15 protein-coding genes and 1 tRNA gene are annotated in these 13,650 nt (G+C 69.8%); 5 read left to right on the forward strand and 11 right to left on the reverse strand.

What is annotated here, in order from left to right; genetic code table 11:
• Positions 1-48: 48 nt before the first annotated feature.
• Positions 49-834: a TetR/AcrR family transcriptional regulator gene (locus OHT21_RS24125; RefSeq protein ID WP_328770429.1), complete on the forward strand. Its 786-nt coding sequence runs from the start codon at positions 49-51 to the stop codon at positions 832-834.
• A 715-nt stretch (positions 835-1,549) separates the two neighbouring features.
• Here the strand turns inward: OHT21_RS24125 and OHT21_RS24130 are convergent.
• A complete protein-coding gene (locus OHT21_RS24130) occupies positions 1,550-2,020 on the reverse strand; it encodes a PPOX class F420-dependent oxidoreductase (protein WP_328770430.1) in 471 nt (156 codons plus the stop codon).
• Positions 2,021-2,089: 69 nt separating this feature from the next.
• On the opposite strand from OHT21_RS24130, the gene OHT21_RS24135 reads away from it, so the two are divergent.
• Positions 2,090-2,479: a hypothetical protein gene (locus OHT21_RS24135; protein WP_328770431.1), complete on the forward strand. Its 390-nt coding sequence runs from the start codon at positions 2,090-2,092 to the stop codon at positions 2,477-2,479.
• 18 nt (positions 2,480-2,497) lie between these two features.
• On the opposite strand, the gene OHT21_RS24140 is transcribed toward OHT21_RS24135, so the two are convergent.
• Both OHT21_RS24140 and OHT21_RS24145 read right to left on the reverse strand, forming a co-directional pair.
• Positions 2,498-4,996 carry an MFS transporter gene (locus OHT21_RS24140; RefSeq protein WP_328770432.1) on the reverse strand — a complete coding sequence of 833 codons (2,499 nt, stop codon included), beginning with the start codon at positions 4,994-4,996 and terminating at the stop codon, positions 2,498-2,500.
• Positions 4,997-5,022: 26 nt separating this feature from the next.
• Positions 5,023-5,490, reverse strand: coding sequence for a MarR family winged helix-turn-helix transcriptional regulator (locus OHT21_RS24145; RefSeq protein ID WP_328770433.1), 468 nt, complete (start codon positions 5,488-5,490; stop codon positions 5,023-5,025).
• Positions 5,491-5,816: 326 nt separating this feature from the next.
• On the opposite strand from OHT21_RS24145, the gene OHT21_RS24150 reads away from it, so the two are divergent.
• A complete protein-coding gene (locus tag OHT21_RS24150; protein ID WP_328770434.1) occupies positions 5,817-6,011 on the forward strand; it encodes a hypothetical protein in 195 nt (64 codons plus the stop codon).
• A gap of 60 nt (positions 6,012-6,071) precedes the next feature.
• Here OHT21_RS24150 and OHT21_RS24155 read toward each other — a convergent pair whose 3' ends face one another.
• Positions 6,072-6,839, reverse strand: a complete 768-nt coding sequence (locus tag OHT21_RS24155) for a hypothetical protein (RefSeq protein WP_328770435.1) — start codon at positions 6,837-6,839, stop codon at positions 6,072-6,074.
• A 214-nt stretch (positions 6,840-7,053) separates the two neighbouring features.
• On the opposite strand from OHT21_RS24155, the gene OHT21_RS24160 reads away from it, so the two are divergent.
• Positions 7,054-7,956: a S1 family peptidase gene (locus OHT21_RS24160; RefSeq protein WP_328770436.1), complete on the forward strand. Its 903-nt coding sequence runs from the start codon at positions 7,054-7,056 to the stop codon at positions 7,954-7,956.
• Positions 7,957-8,132: 176 nt separating this feature from the next.
• Here OHT21_RS24160 and OHT21_RS24165 read toward each other — a convergent pair whose 3' ends face one another.
• The 7 genes from OHT21_RS24165 to OHT21_RS24195 all read right to left on the reverse strand — a co-directional run bounded on the left by OHT21_RS24165 (position 8,133) and on the right by OHT21_RS24195 (position 12,456).
• On the reverse strand, positions 8,133-9,050 hold the full coding sequence (locus tag OHT21_RS24165; protein WP_328770437.1) for an RNA polymerase sigma factor SigF: 918 nt from the start codon (positions 9,048-9,050) through the stop codon (positions 8,133-8,135).
• A gap of 244 nt (positions 9,051-9,294) precedes the next feature.
• Positions 9,295-10,167 (reverse strand): RNA polymerase sigma factor SigF, encoded by an 873-nt coding sequence (locus OHT21_RS24170; RefSeq protein WP_328770438.1) that lies wholly within the window; start codon positions 10,165-10,167, stop codon positions 9,295-9,297.
• A 232-nt stretch (positions 10,168-10,399) separates the two neighbouring features.
• Complete coding sequence (locus OHT21_RS24175; protein ID WP_328770439.1) at positions 10,400-10,579, reverse strand: hypothetical protein; 180 nt, start codon at positions 10,577-10,579, stop codon at positions 10,400-10,402.
• Positions 10,580-10,764: 185 nt separating this feature from the next.
• Positions 10,765-10,849 (reverse strand) — tRNA-Ser (locus OHT21_RS24180).
• A gap of 84 nt (positions 10,850-10,933) precedes the next feature.
• Entirely contained in the window at positions 10,934-11,365 is a 432-nt protein-coding gene (gene tadA, locus OHT21_RS24185) for a tRNA adenosine(34) deaminase TadA (RefSeq protein ID WP_328770440.1), read from the reverse strand.
• A gap of 59 nt (positions 11,366-11,424) precedes the next feature.
• Positions 11,425-11,973 (reverse strand): tRNA adenosine deaminase-associated protein, encoded by a 549-nt coding sequence (locus OHT21_RS24190; RefSeq protein ID WP_328774204.1) that lies wholly within the window; start codon positions 11,971-11,973, stop codon positions 11,425-11,427.
• 330 nt (positions 11,974-12,303) lie between these two features.
• Positions 12,304-12,456 (reverse strand): hypothetical protein, encoded by a 153-nt coding sequence (locus tag OHT21_RS24195; RefSeq protein WP_328770441.1) that lies wholly within the window; start codon positions 12,454-12,456, stop codon positions 12,304-12,306.
• Between the two features lie 540 nt (positions 12,457-12,996).
• Between OHT21_RS24195 and upp the strand changes: the two genes are divergently transcribed.
• The gene (upp, locus tag OHT21_RS24200) at positions 12,997-13,632 is read left to right on the forward strand and encodes a uracil phosphoribosyltransferase (RefSeq protein ID WP_165339337.1); all 636 of its coding nucleotides are present in this window, start codon (positions 12,997-12,999) and stop codon (positions 13,630-13,632) included.
• Positions 13,633-13,650: the final 18 nt, after the last annotated feature.

A 13,650-nucleotide genomic window follows, 5' to 3' on the forward strand; every position in this document is an offset into this window, starting at 1 on the left:
GCATGGCATCAGGCCGCGTTGTGTATCGAGCTCCGAGGAAGGTGCGCCATGGTGAGGGCGGGCGACCGGGACCGGGACCGGGCCAAAGGCCCGGCGCGGACGAGTGTCTGGCTGGAGGGGCGGCCGCGGGCGGCTCGGGGTGGTCAGCCCTCCGGGCTCGACCGGGAGCGGATCACCCGGGCGGCGGTGCGGCTGCTCGATGCCGAGGGGCCGGCCAAGTTCTCTATGCGCCGGCTGGCCGCCGAGCTGAACGTGACGGCGATGTCGGTCTACTGGTACGTGGACACCAAGGACGACCTGCTCGAACTCGCCCTCGACTCGGTCTTCGCCGAACTCGAGCTGCCCGATCCGGAGTCGGGCGAGGACTGGCGCGATCAGCTGCGCGCGCTGGCGGGTGGGTACCGGGCGCTGCTGGTGCGCCACCCCTGGGTGTCGCCGCTGATCGGCAGCTTCCTCAACATCGGCCCGCATTCGATGGCGTTCTCGCTGTGCGTGCAGCAGGTGATGCGTAACACCGGCCTGCCGGCGCACGGTCAGACGGGCGCGATCGCGGCCGTCTACCAGTTCGTGTACGGCTTCGGCACGATCGAGGGGCACTTCGTGCAGCGGTGCGCTGCCGCGGGGCTGTCGCAGGACGAGTACTTCCACCGGGCCATGAACACGATCCGTTCGCAGCCGGAGTTCGCCAAGGACTTCGAGCAGGCCACGGAGCTGATGGAAGCGCGGGGTGGGGACACGGTGGAGGAGATGCGGGAGCGGGACTTTGGGTTTGCGCTGGAGTTGCTGGTGGCGGGGATCGAGACGATGACGCTCCGCTGGGAGGGCCGTTCATAGCTGCGGGTGCGTTGTGGTTGCTCGCGCCCACGCGGCGGAGCCGCATATGTCACAGCCCCGCGCCCCTTGGGTGGGTGGTGGGTGCGGGGCCGCGTCGGGGGTGTCCGTCCTCGGACCGGCGCGCGTTGCTGTTGGCTGGTAGGGGGTGCCGGTGTTGGCGCGCCGGCCGCTGCGGGCGCACACCCCCGCCCCGTCCCCTTGCCGCCGTGGGCGGCTGCGGGGCCGTGGGGGTGCGGGCTCCCTCCCGGCGGCCTTTCCGGACCACGGGCATGCTCGGGGCGCGGGCGCCTTCCGGGCCGCGGGCTTGCTCGGGGCGCGGGCTCCCTCCCGGCGGGCTTTCCGGGCCGCGGGCTTGCTCGGGCGCGGGCGCCTTCCGGGCACGGGCTGCCCGGGTGCGGGCGCCTTCCGGGGCCGGGCTTTTCCGGTTCGCTTGCTTGTCGGGGCGCGGGCAGTCGCAGGCTTTTGCCTTTAGGGGCGCGGGGAACTGCGCGACCAGCCACAACGCACCCGCAGCCGCGACACGACTGTCACCCACCACCCCGGTAGGCACCCCACCCACCCGCGACAGGCCCCCCGGCCCACCCCAAGAATCCACCCACCCGCCGAAGGCACCCCACCCACCCGCCGAAGGCGGGGGCCTGGGGCGCAGCCCCCCACGCGGCGGAGCCGCAAATTGTTACAGCCGGGAAGGGGCGGGGCTGGGGAAAGAAACCCCCTACTCCTGCGGAGCAAGCCGCGCAGGGAAGCCCCCGGTCGCGACCGGCCCCCACCGCACCGGAGTGATCCGGATGATCGACTTGCCCTGCTTGAGCATCGCCGACCGGTACTCGTCCCAGTCAGGGTGCTCACCCGCGATATTCCGGTAGTACTCCACAAGCGGCTCGACCGACTCCGGCGGATCGATGACCTCGGCCGTGCCGTCGATCTGAACCCACGGCCCGTTCCAGTCATCGCTCAGAACGATGACACTGACCTGCGAGTCCCGCTTCGCGTTACGCGTCTTGGCCCGCTCGGGATACGTCGAGACGACAATCCGCCCCGCGTCATCGACCCCACAGGTCAGCGGCGACCCCTGCGGACTCCCATCGGCCCGCCGAGTAAGCAGCACGGCGCGATGGCGAGGACGTACAAAATCCAGCAGCTCGTCGAGGGACACGGACGTGTTCGTAGCGATGTTCGGTGCCATGGAGGCAGCCTAGGGTGAACGCCCGCCGAACGCCTGACGCGTACGACGGCAGCCCCTACCCTGACGGACATGGCCGCCGACGACCTCAGCCCCGACGAGCAGTGGCCGCTGCCACCCGCCTGGATGTGGGACTGCGCCGAGTGCGTCCGGCTGTACGAGGCGATGAAGCACGTACAGGCGGTCATCGCCGGACTGCACGCGACCGAGGGCTACGACGTCGACTGGGACTTCACGGACAGCGTCGTGGGCACGCAGATCAGCCTCAGCCGCCACCTCGCCGACGCCCACCCTCAGGAACTGCCCGACTGGGACCCGGCCTGCGCGACCTGCACGGGCCACCAGCGGGCCCTGGCCAGAACGGACCGCTCGCCCGAGATGCGCGCCGGGACGGAAATGGTGGCCGAGGAACACCGGGCCCGCCACCTGTTCGCCCCACCCCGCATGGTCGGCTTGATGTAGCGGGCCCTTGGCCTCGAACTACTCGCCGGGATGGCCGAGTTCGATGTCATGGTCGTCGACACCGAGCCCGTTCACGGTCAGCGCCGTCGCCACCGGCGGGTAACCCGTCGCGATCACGGTGTACTCCCCGCTGTCCAGATCGGCGAAGGCGTACGCCCCGTCCTCCCCGGTCGTAGCGGTGCCGACCACATTGCCCGCAGCGTCGACGAGCGTGACCCGGGCATCGGCGAGGGGCCCGTGCGGCGCCCGTACGATCCCCCGCAGCCGGGCGCCCGCCGTGAGGTCGACCTCGACTCGGGTCACTCCCGCGGCGCCGACCTCGACCGGCAGGGCGGCCGGCCGGTGCCCCGCCGCGTTCACGGCGACGGTCACGGTGCCGGGGACCAGTTCGGCGAAGTCGAACTCGCCCTGCTCGCCGGTGTTTCCGGTGGCCAGCACATCACCGCGTACGTCCGTGACGACGACCATGGCGTCCTTGACGGGCGTACCGCTCGCGGCGTCCCGCACCACACCGCCGATCCCGCTCGTACCGCTCACGAGGATGTCGTACGAGACCGGCTCGTCGTTCACGACGATCGTCGAAGCCTGCGGCTGGAACCCGTCGGCTGATGCGATCAGTACGTACGACCCCGCCCCCGGCGCGTCCAGCGCATAACCACCGTCCGCGTGCGTGACCGAGCGGCCCAACTGCCGTCCCCCGAGGGAGATCAGCGTGACGGCGGCCCGGGCGATGGGCGCGTTCCCGGCACCGCGTACATAGCCGCGTACGGGAATGCCACCACTCGCACGATCGGATTCCGCGGCGTCATCGACAGTCGCGGCAACAGGGTCGGCAACAGGGCTCTCCTGCTCGACCGGAGCCGCAGTCGGAGCCGTAGATGCGGCCTCGGCAGCCTGCGCCATCCCGCCCCGCGTCCTCAACGGGACCTCCTTGATGAACAGGGCCATGAGGAGGGCGAGCAGTGCCAGCGGCGCGGAGTACAGGAACACGTCCGCCACCCCGTGCCCGTACGCGCTCTCCACCACCGTGCGGACCGGCACGGGCAGCGCGTCGAGGTCCGGGATGCTGCCGTCGCCCGTGCCTGCGTGCCCGAAGGACGCGGCACCCGAACCGAGGCCCGCCAGGCCGTCCTTGACGTAGTCGGTGATCCGGTGGGCCAGGACCGCGCCCAGCGCCGAGACGCCCATGGCGCCGCCGAGCGAACGGAAGAAGGTGACCGTGGAGCTGGCGGCGCCCAGGTCGGTGGGGTCCACCTGGTTCTGCGTGCAGAGCACCAGGTTCTGCATCATCATGCCGACGCCGAGGCCCAGCAGGGCCATGAAGATCGCGATGTGCCAGTACGGGGTGTCGTACCGCATCGTGCCCAGCAGGCCGAGACCCGCGGTCACCAGCACCCCGCCGCCGATCAGCCAGCCCTTCCAGCGTCCGGTACGGGTGATGACCTGCCCGGAGACCGTCGAGGCGACGAACAGACCGCCGATCATCGGGATGGTCATGACGCCGGACATGGTCGGCGACTTGTCCCGGGCCAGCTGGAAGTACTGGCTGAAGAACACGGTCCCCGAGAACATCGCGACACCGACGAACAGCGAGGACAGGGAGGCCAGCGTGATGGTGCGGTTGCGGAAGAGCCGCAGCGGGATGATCGGCTCGCTCGCCTTCGCCTCCACGAGCACGAAGAGCAGCCCGAGGACGACGGAGCCACCGACCATCGCGTACGTCTGCCAGGACAGCCACGCGTACTTGTCACCGGCGAAGGTCACCCAGACCAGCAGCAGGCAGACCGCGGCGGAGATGAGGAAGGCACCGGCCCAGTCGACCTTGACCTTCCGCCTGACGACCGGGAGGTGCAGGGTGCGCTGGAGCACGATCAGGGCGATGACGGCGAACGGCACGCCGACGTAGAAGCACCAGCGCCAGCCCAGCCAGCTGGTGTCGGTGATGACACCGCCGACCAGCGGGCCGCCGACCATGGCGGTGGCGAAGGTGGCGCCGAGGTAGCCGTTGTACCGGCCGCGCTCCCGCGGGGCGATCATCGCCGCCATGATGATCTGGGCCAGCGCGGACAGCCCGCCCATGCCGATGCCCTGCACCGCGCGGAACGCGATGAGCGTGCCGGGGTTCTGCGACAGCCCGGCCGCCGCCGAGCCCAGCACGAAGATGACGAGGGCGAGTTGGATCAGCAGCTTCTTGGAGAAGAGGTCGGCGAGCTTGCCCCACAGTGGGGTGGATGCCGTCATCGTCAGCAGCGACGCGGTCACCACCCAGGTGTAGGCGCTCTGACCGCCGCCGAGGTCGCCGATGATCCTGGGCAGGGCGTTGGAGACGATCGTCGACGACAGAATCGCGACGAACATGCCGAGCAGCAGCCCGGTCAGCGCCTCCATGATCTGCCGGTGCGTCATCGGAGCGTCGCCGGATGCGCCTACTGAGTGCGGTGGGGGTCCCCCCGCTCGAGCGGAGCCGAGAGTGGGGGAGTGTGAGGCCCGCACACCGGTCGGTGCGGTCGTGGCCATGGGTTTCCTTCTTTTCTTACGTTCCGTCATGTCACGTCAGGTGCGGGGGTGGACGCCGCCGGTCGGCAGACGTCGAAACTGGCGCGCAGCCGTCCGAGGAGGTGATTGAGCTCTTCGACCTCGTCGTCGGACCAGTCCCCCAAGTAGTGGGCGAGCGCGTGTGTGTACCGCTCGGCGATCTCGGCGAGCTTGTCTCGCCCCGCGGGCGTGAGCCGCAGGATGCGCGACCGTTTGTCGGAGGGGTCGGGGGACCGGTCGATCCACCCGCGCTCCGCGACATGGGCCACATGCCGACTGGTCACCGACATATCGATGGCAAGCAGCTCCGCGAGCCGGCTCATCCGCATCTCCCCGTGCCGCTCAAGGAGCGTGAGCACGGCAGCGGCCCCTGCCGGGCACTCGTGCGGCAACACTCGCCCGAGCCCGCGCTTCACAGCTCCGATGGCACTGAGCTGGCGGGCGAGTTCTTGGTACTGGTCGCGAGCGGCGGCCATCACACCCCTCCTTTGTTGCTCTAGGCAACCATAAGATGTTTGGTTGCTACAGGCAAATGGGAGGGGGAGGGGTAGCCCTAAAACCTTGGCAAAGCACCACGAGCCCGTCCGCCCGCGCTTTTCAGCGAGGCCCAGCCGCAAATCAGCCCGTCTGGGGGCACCTCCCAGCGGTAGCTGGGGGAGCTTGAGGACGATGCCGTTCAGGCCGACAACGGGGCCCGGGGGCGGAGCCACCGTGACGGCGACACCGAGTCAGGGCGACCAGCACAAGCAGACGGCACCCCAGCACTTGGGCAAGCCGGAGGCATTCGCTAGGGTCCAGGGCCATGGCAAACACCCAGGGCCCCCAGGGCAACAACGACCCCGCGGGCAGCACCCAGATGTTCCGCGCCTTCGTCGACGAGGCCCCGCAGGGCCGCCGCCAGCAGGCCGCCTCGGCAGGCCCCCGTATCGGCGTGATCGTGGGCGTGATCGCGGCGGTCGCGATCGTGGCCGGCGTGGCCTGGCTCGCGTTCATGTAACCCGGGTACGGCGACAACTCGCGTACGCCGTAAGCCCCGTAACTCCCATACGCCGGAGCCCTACTCCCACCGCACGGACACGTCCTGCGTCTCGATGTGCATGCCCAGCGGCACACGCCACGCGTCGACGCACACTGTCCAGGTCTTCTCCTTGCGTGCCCCGGCGTTGACCGGTACGGGCAACTTCTCGGCCGACTTGATCGTGGCCCAGTCGATGCCGAGCGAGTCGATGATGTGCGTCTCGAAGGTCACCGTGCCCGAACGCACCGCGTTGCCCCCGGTGTTGTGGAAGTCGAGGGTGACCTTCTCGCACCAGCGCTGGTCGGTGGGTTTGCGCTCGGGTTCGCTCACTTTCAACGCGGCGGGCGCATTGGGCGCCGTACCGCCGCCGTTGTCGCTGCCGCCGTCGCCCGCGGACGACGAAGGCGCCGGGTTCTCTTCCGTACGCCCCTCTCCGCGCCCCTCCGCACGACCGGAACCGCCCTCGCCCTCTGGTGCGCCCTGACCCGCGGAGGCGGAAGGGCCAGGCAGCGGTTCCGCACCCGGCTCCCGGGCTCCACCAGAACCACCGCCATCGGGCGCACCATCCGAACCGCGATCTTCCTCGCCGCCCGTCGCCCCCTCCAGCGGCACCAGCGACACCTCGCCCGTAGGAGTCGCCCCGGACGCCGGAGGGGAACCACCGGCCGCCCCCACCGCGACGTACCCGTCGTCATCGCTCCCGCTGCCCGCGCTCATGGCGAGCACCCCGCCCAAACACACCACTACCGCCGCCGAGGCACCGGCCACGGCGCCCCGGCGGCCACGTATCCAAGTCACCTGACGCATCGCGCCAGTGTGGCTGACGCTACGTCAGATAGAAAGGGATGGAAGTGCATTGAGTGTTCCCGCGAGTGAACCTCCGCACCTCGTATCCCGTCTGACAGAGAGCCATGCCACTTCTGTCGGGTGACTCCCTTGCGGTTCGGGCAAGTTGGGACGCGAGGGGGCGTCCCGCCGGGGTGGTCAGTTCAGAGTTCAGAACGTCGGGAGACACCCCCACATGCGTCTTTCCTCCAATTCCCCCACTCACAGAACAGCGGTCCGGCGGATCACCACCGGCGTGCTCGCGGCCGGTGCGGCCCTCGGGCTCGCCGCCGCGTCCGTCGGTACGGCCCACGCCGCGGATTCGGCGGACCGCGGCCGGCCGGGCACCCGCATCATCGGCGGCACCGAACAGCCCGACGGCAAGCACCCGTTCATGGCGGCGCTGCTGCAGAAGGGTGCCGGCAACGCCCACGACCGGCAGTTCTGCGGCGGCAGCCTGCTGGCGCCCGATGTCGTGATGACGGCCGCGCACTGCGTCGAGGGCACGAAGCCCAAGGACATCGAGACCGTCGTCGGCCGGACCGTGCTGTCCAAGAAGAACCAGGGCCAGCTGCGCGACATCGCCGAGATAGTCGTCCACCCCCGCTACGCCGAGGGCGAGGGGGCGTACGACCTGGCGCTGCTGATGCTGGACGAGCCCGTCGAGGGCATCGCCCCGGTCAACCTGCCGACCGCGGGCACGGACGCGCTGATCCGTCCGGGCGCCAAGGCCACCGTCATCGGCTGGGGCAACACCGATACCGAGGTGACGAACTATCCGGACCGCCTGCGCGGGGTGGACGTGCCGATCGTGTCGCACATCGAGTGCAAGGCGTCGTATCCGCAGTACGACACGAAGGTCAACATGTGCGCCGGGGTCGAGGGCAAGGACTCCTGCCAGGGCGACAGCGGCGGCCCGATCTTCCGCAAGCTGCAGGGCCGCAAGGGCGTCTTCCAGGTCGGCATCACGTCGTACGGCGACGGCTGCGCGGCACAGGGCGCCCCCGGCGTGTACACGTACACCGGCTCCGCGAAGCTGTGGGACACGATGGAGGAGTCTGCGGCTGGTAAGCGGGCGCTGAACAAGCTGGGCAAATAAGCGCGGCTCATTTCGACGCGCGATGCCTGAGCCTCGTACGTACGGGGCTCAGGCATCGCGCCCCTTCAGGGGCGCGGGGCGGTGACATATTGCGGCTCCGCCGCGGGGCGCGACCAGCCACAACGAACCCGCAGTGTCGAACTGGCCCACCCAACGGAGCGAGGAGCGCGGAGCGACTAGTCCGAGATCAGCCCTTCCCGCAACTGCGCCAACGTCCGCGTAAGCAACCGCGAGACATGCATCTGCGAGATGCCGACCTCCTCGCCGATCTGCGACTGCGTCATGTTCGCGAAGAAGCGCAGCATGATGATCTGGCGCTCGCGAGGCGGCAGTTTGGCGAGCAGCGGCTTGAGGGACTCGCGGTACTCGACGCCCTCCAGCGCCGTGTCCTCGTAGCCGAGCCGGTCCGCGAGCGAGCCCTCGCCGCCGTCGTCCTCGGGGGCCGGGGAGTCGAGCGAAGACGCGGTGTACGCGTTGCCGACCGCCAGGCCGTCGACCACGTCCTCCTCGGACACGCCCAGTACGGCGGCGAGTTCGGGCACCGTCGGCGAACGGTCCAGCTTCTGGGAGAGCTCGTCGCTCGCCTTCGTCAGCGCGAGCCGCAGCTCCTGGAGCCGGCGCGGAACGCGGACCGACCACGAGGTGTCGCGGAAGAAGCGCTTGATCTCGCCCACGACCGTCGGCATCGCGAACGTCGGGAACTCCACGCCCCGTTCGCAGTCGAAGCGGTCGATCGCCTTGATCAGGCCGATGGTGCCGACCTGGACGATGTCCTCCATGGGCTCGTTACGGCTGCGGAAGCGGGCTGCCGCGTAGCGCACGAGCGGGAGGTTGAGCTCGATGAGGGTGTCTCGGACGTAGGCGCGCTCCGGGCTGTTCTCGTCGAGTGCGGCTAGCCGCAGGAACAGGGAGCGGGACAGGGTGCGGGTGTCGATGGCTTCCGTCGTCGAGGGGGGCGGGGCCGGAAGGGCCGGGAGGACCGGGCCGTCGCCAAGCGCACCGGCAACCGGTGCATCGACACTGTGAAGCACGTCGGGCGCGGACTCGCTCTGCGCGAGCTCAAGCACCTTCGAGCTGCCCTGATCTGCGGACATGCCACCCCCTTTGGGTCGCGGACGGTCGCGGCGGACGCTCCCGTCGAAGGAACGCAGCCTCCACCTGAATACCGGAGGCAGAGCTGCGGCAAACGCGCTTCCGGAAGAATGTCACATGTCGGCAACACGCTGTAGTGACTTGTCGACACTAAGGTGGTCAATCGGCCCTGGATAAATGGGGTATGGCCGTTTTTCATCACAGAACTGCCGGGAAAGTGACGTGCGGGCGATTCGCACCCGCGAGCTATGACTCGATCCTGTTTGCGGACCTCAGCCTGGCGAAGCTGCGGGCGAGCAGCCTTGACACATGCATCTGGGAGACGCCCAGTTCGGCACTGATCTGCGACTGGGTGAGATTGCTGTAGTAGCGCAGCAGCAGAATTCGCTGTTCCCGTTCCGGGAGTTGGACCAGGAGGTGCCGTACGAGATCACGGTGCTCGACTCCGTCCAGGGCCGGGTCCTCGTAGCCGAGCCGGTCGAGCAGGCCCGGCAGCCCGTCGCCCTCCTGGGCCGCTTCCAGGGAGGTGGCGTGGTACGAGCGTCCGGCCTCGAGGCAGGCCAGTACCTCCTCCTCGGCGATCCGCAGCCGCTCGGCGATCTCGGCGGTGGTGGGCGAGCGCCCGAACGCCGTCGTGAGGTCCTCGGTCGCGCTGTTCACCTGCACCCACAGTTCGTGCAGCCGACGCGGTACGTGCACGGTGCGGACGTTGTCCCGGAAGTACCGCTTGATCTCGCCGACGACCGTCGGCATCGCGAAGGTCGGGAACTGCACGCCCCGGTCCGGGTCGAAGCGGTCGATCGCGTTGATCAGCCCGATCGTGCCGACCTGGACGACGTCTTCCATGGGCTCGTTACGGCTCCGGAAGCGGGCGGCGGCGTAGCGCACGAGCGGCAGATTGGCCTCGATCAGCGCGCTGCGTACGCGATGGTGCTCGGGCGTACCCGGCCGCAGCTGCTTCAGCTCCCCGAAGAGCACCTGTGTGAGCGCCCGGGTGTCGGCGCTGCGACGTTTCTCGGGGGCAGGAGCAGGCGCCGGGGCCTCTTCCTGGGGCGGCGCAGTACTGGCCGACACGGTCAACGCCACCTCTTTGTCCTTCAGCCCTTGCAAACAACCCATGCAAACCGTGCAACTCATCCGTCAAAAGCGGTCATAGCATCACAAGACAGTCCACTGTGTGCAAGCACCGCAAAGAGTGGTGTTGATTCCCGAGTGGGGAGAACAGGCGCGTTTCAGCCCCGCATCATTCCGATAGGGGCTGGGGGTGGGGCCGGGGGCTGGGAGTCGTACGAGGCGAATGTGGCCGTACGCGTCAGTCGCCAGTCGTCTCAGTCGTCAGTCGTCTCGGTCGTCAGTCGTTGGCCCCGTTGGCGAGCCATGTCATGAAGTCGCCGACGGCCTGAGCGGCGTTCGATATGCCCTCGAACCCAATTTGCACATAGTCGGCGGCCTTGCCCGGGTCGGTGATGATCACGTACAGCACGAAGACCGCGAGCGCGTAGACGGCGATCTTCTTCGAATTCACCGCCACCGCGGCCTCCCCTGTTGACCTGCTTGTCGACCTGTTTGCCCCGCCAGGGCCCGTGTTCGCCGGCGGTGAGTGTAACTCGGGCACCTGTACTACCACCGATTCTGTCTTCGGCAGGTTTCCCCACACACCCCGCACCCACTCCGCACACGCGAAGGGCCCCGTCTCTCGACGGGGCCCTTCCAAAGCGGTAGCGGAGGGATTTGAACCCTCGGTGACTTGCGCCACACTCGCTTTCGAGGCGAGCTCCTTCGGCCGCTCGGACACGCTACCGGGAGAGATCCTAGCCCACGTTGGGGTGTGCGCCGAAATCCGTTTTGCGGGCCGGTTCGGGAGCGGGCGGGTCAGCGGGGCGGGTCAGCGGGTGCTGAAGAAGTCGGTGAGCAGGCGGGCGCACTCCTCGTCGAGTACGCCGCCGATCACTTCGGGGCGGTGGTTGAGGCGCCGGTCGCGTACGACGTCCCAGAGGGAGCCGGTCGCGCCGGCCTTCGCGTCGCGGGCGCCGTAGACGAGGCGGTCCACGCGGGACTGCACGATCGCGCCCGCGCACATCGTGCAGGGTTCGAGGGTCACGACGAGCGTGCAGTCCGTCAGCCGCCACTGTCCCAGTCCGGCGGCGGCGCGGCGGATGGCGAGGACCTCGGCGTGTGCCGTGGGATCGCCGGTGGCTTCGCGTTCGTTGTGTCCGGTGGCGAGCACCGTCGTACCGTCCGCGGACAGCACGACGGCGCCGACGGGGACGTCCCCGCCCCGGACGGCCAGTCGAGCCTCGTCCAGGGCGAGCCGCATCGCGGCCCGCCAGCGGTCGCGTACGGGGTCGCTTAGGGGTTCGTGCGCGTCCTGAGCGTTCAGCGGACGGTCTCCAGGACCTCCGCGGCGCCGAGCACCTCGGCGATCTCGTTCAGCGCGTCATTGCTGTCCAGGATGAGCAGTTCCTTCTCGTCCACGCCGAGGTCGGCGAGGATCTCGCGGTCTCCGATGGGTCCGGACAGCACGGCCTCGCCCGAAGCGGCCCCGCCGACGACGTCATCGTCGTCGTCGGAGTCGTTCTCGGGTTCACCGTCCTCCGTGCCGTCGAGGTCGAGGGAGTCCAGGTCCGGGACGTCGTCGCCCGGCTCCCTTCCGAGCAGTTCGTCCGTGAGCAGGATCTCGCCGTACGAGCTGCGGGCCGCGGCGGCGGCGTCCGAGACGTAGATACGAGGGTCGTCCTCGCCGTCCACGCGGACGACGCCGAACCACGCGTCCTCCTGCTCGATGAGTACGAGCACCGTGTCGTCTTCGGTCGAGGCTTCACGGGCCAGGTCGGCCAGGTCGGACAGGGTCTCCACATCGTCGAGCTCTGTGTCGCTCGCTTCCCACCCGTCTTCGGTGCGCGCGAGCAGTGCGGCGAAGTACACCGTGACTCTCCCACTGGTCATAGGCGTGCCGGTTGGGGATCCCCCCGGCGGAGGTTGCGGACGGGGAGTGCTGCGCCGAGCCCCGCCCACTCGGAATCGTGGCAGAAACTGAGCGTTCAGGAGAGGTCTTCGGCTCGCTGTGTCCCGGTCGCGTCGTCCCGGCCGTACGCGTGGCCCCTCACCTGGGCGCTCGGCGCCCGCCGTCAGCGGGATCGTACGCCGAGGAGAGCTCCGTGAGGCAACGGCTGTCCGGTGCCGACCCGTACGCCCCACCAGTGGCGCTCCGTTGTGCTGTGTACGGGCCTGTACGTGTCTGCCGTGGGCCCTCGCCTACCAGCGGAACGTGCGCATCCGCATGGCGTGCCGCAACCGCGCGGTCTTGACCCGCCGGGGCTGCACCCGATCCCGCAACTCCCGCGCCTCGGCGAGGTCCCGCAAGAACTGAGCCCGCCGCCGACGCCGCTCGGCATCACTTTCGGCCACGCCGAGGTCTGTTGCGCCGCTCGTGTCGCCGGCGCTTTCGGGGCCTTCAGCGCTTCCGGCGCCTGTGGCGGCGCCCGGGCGTGGCGGGCTTCCGGCGGCGGTTTCGGGCGGGCCGGACTGCCGGGCGGTTTCCCGCGGGGCCTCAGCCTGCGGAGGGCTTGCGCGGCCGGTCCTCCCCGGCGCGGCGGCGGACGCCCCGGGAGCCTTTCGCGGCGCGGGCGCGGCAGCCTTGCGCTGTGCGGGCCCGGCAGCATCTCGCGGTGCGGGCCCGGGGGCCTTTCGTCGTGCCGGCCCGGCAGGCTTTCGCTGGGCGGGCGTGGCGCCGCGCGCCAGCTCTCCGCCGGCTCCCCGACGGGACGTCCCCCGTGGCGCGGAGCTGTTCGTGGACTCCCCGGGCCGGCCGGAGGTCGCCTGGTTCTGTTCCCCGTTCCGCATAGGTCACCACCCCAGTCCGTCCCTGCCACCTTCCCCCGGATGGGCCGTTTGATGCGGGTTCGGGTTTGCGGGGGCGCGGCGGTGGGGCCCGGATACCCTGGCCGCATGCGTCTTCACGTCGTCGACCACCCTCTGGTCGCCCATAAGCTCACCACGCTGCGCGACCAGCGCACCGACTCCCCGACCTTCCGGCGGCTGGCCGACGAACTGGTCACCCTGCTCGCCTACGAGGCCACCCGTGACGTGCGTACCGAGCAGGTCGACATCGTGACGCCGGTGGCCGGGACCACCGGCGTCAAGCTGTCCCACCCGCGCCCCCTGGTCGTACCGATCCTGCGGGCCGGCCTCGGCATGCTGGACGGCATGGTGCGCCTGCTGCCGACCGCCGAGGTGGGCTTCCTGGGCATGATCCGCAACGAGGAGACGCTCCAGGCGTCCACGTACGCGAACCGCATGCCGGAGGACCTCTCCGGCCGCCAGGTGTACGTACTCGACCCCATGCTCGCCACGGGCGGCACCCTCGTCGCGGCCATCACGGAGCTGATCAAGCGCGGCGCCGACGACGTGACCGCTGTGGTGCTCCTGGCCGCCCCCGAGGGCGTCGAGGTCATGGAACGCGAGCTGGCCGGCACGCCGGTGACCGTCGTGACGGCGTCGGTCGACGAGCGGCTGAACGAGCACGGCTACATCGTGCCGGGGCTCGGAGACGCGGGGGACCGGATGTACGGGTCTGCGGAGTAGCCGGCCGAACCGGGCCGA

Source organism: Streptomyces sp. NBC_00286 (assembly GCF_036173125.1).
Classification (GTDB): Bacteria; Actinomycetota; Actinomycetes; order Streptomycetales; family Streptomycetaceae; genus Streptomyces.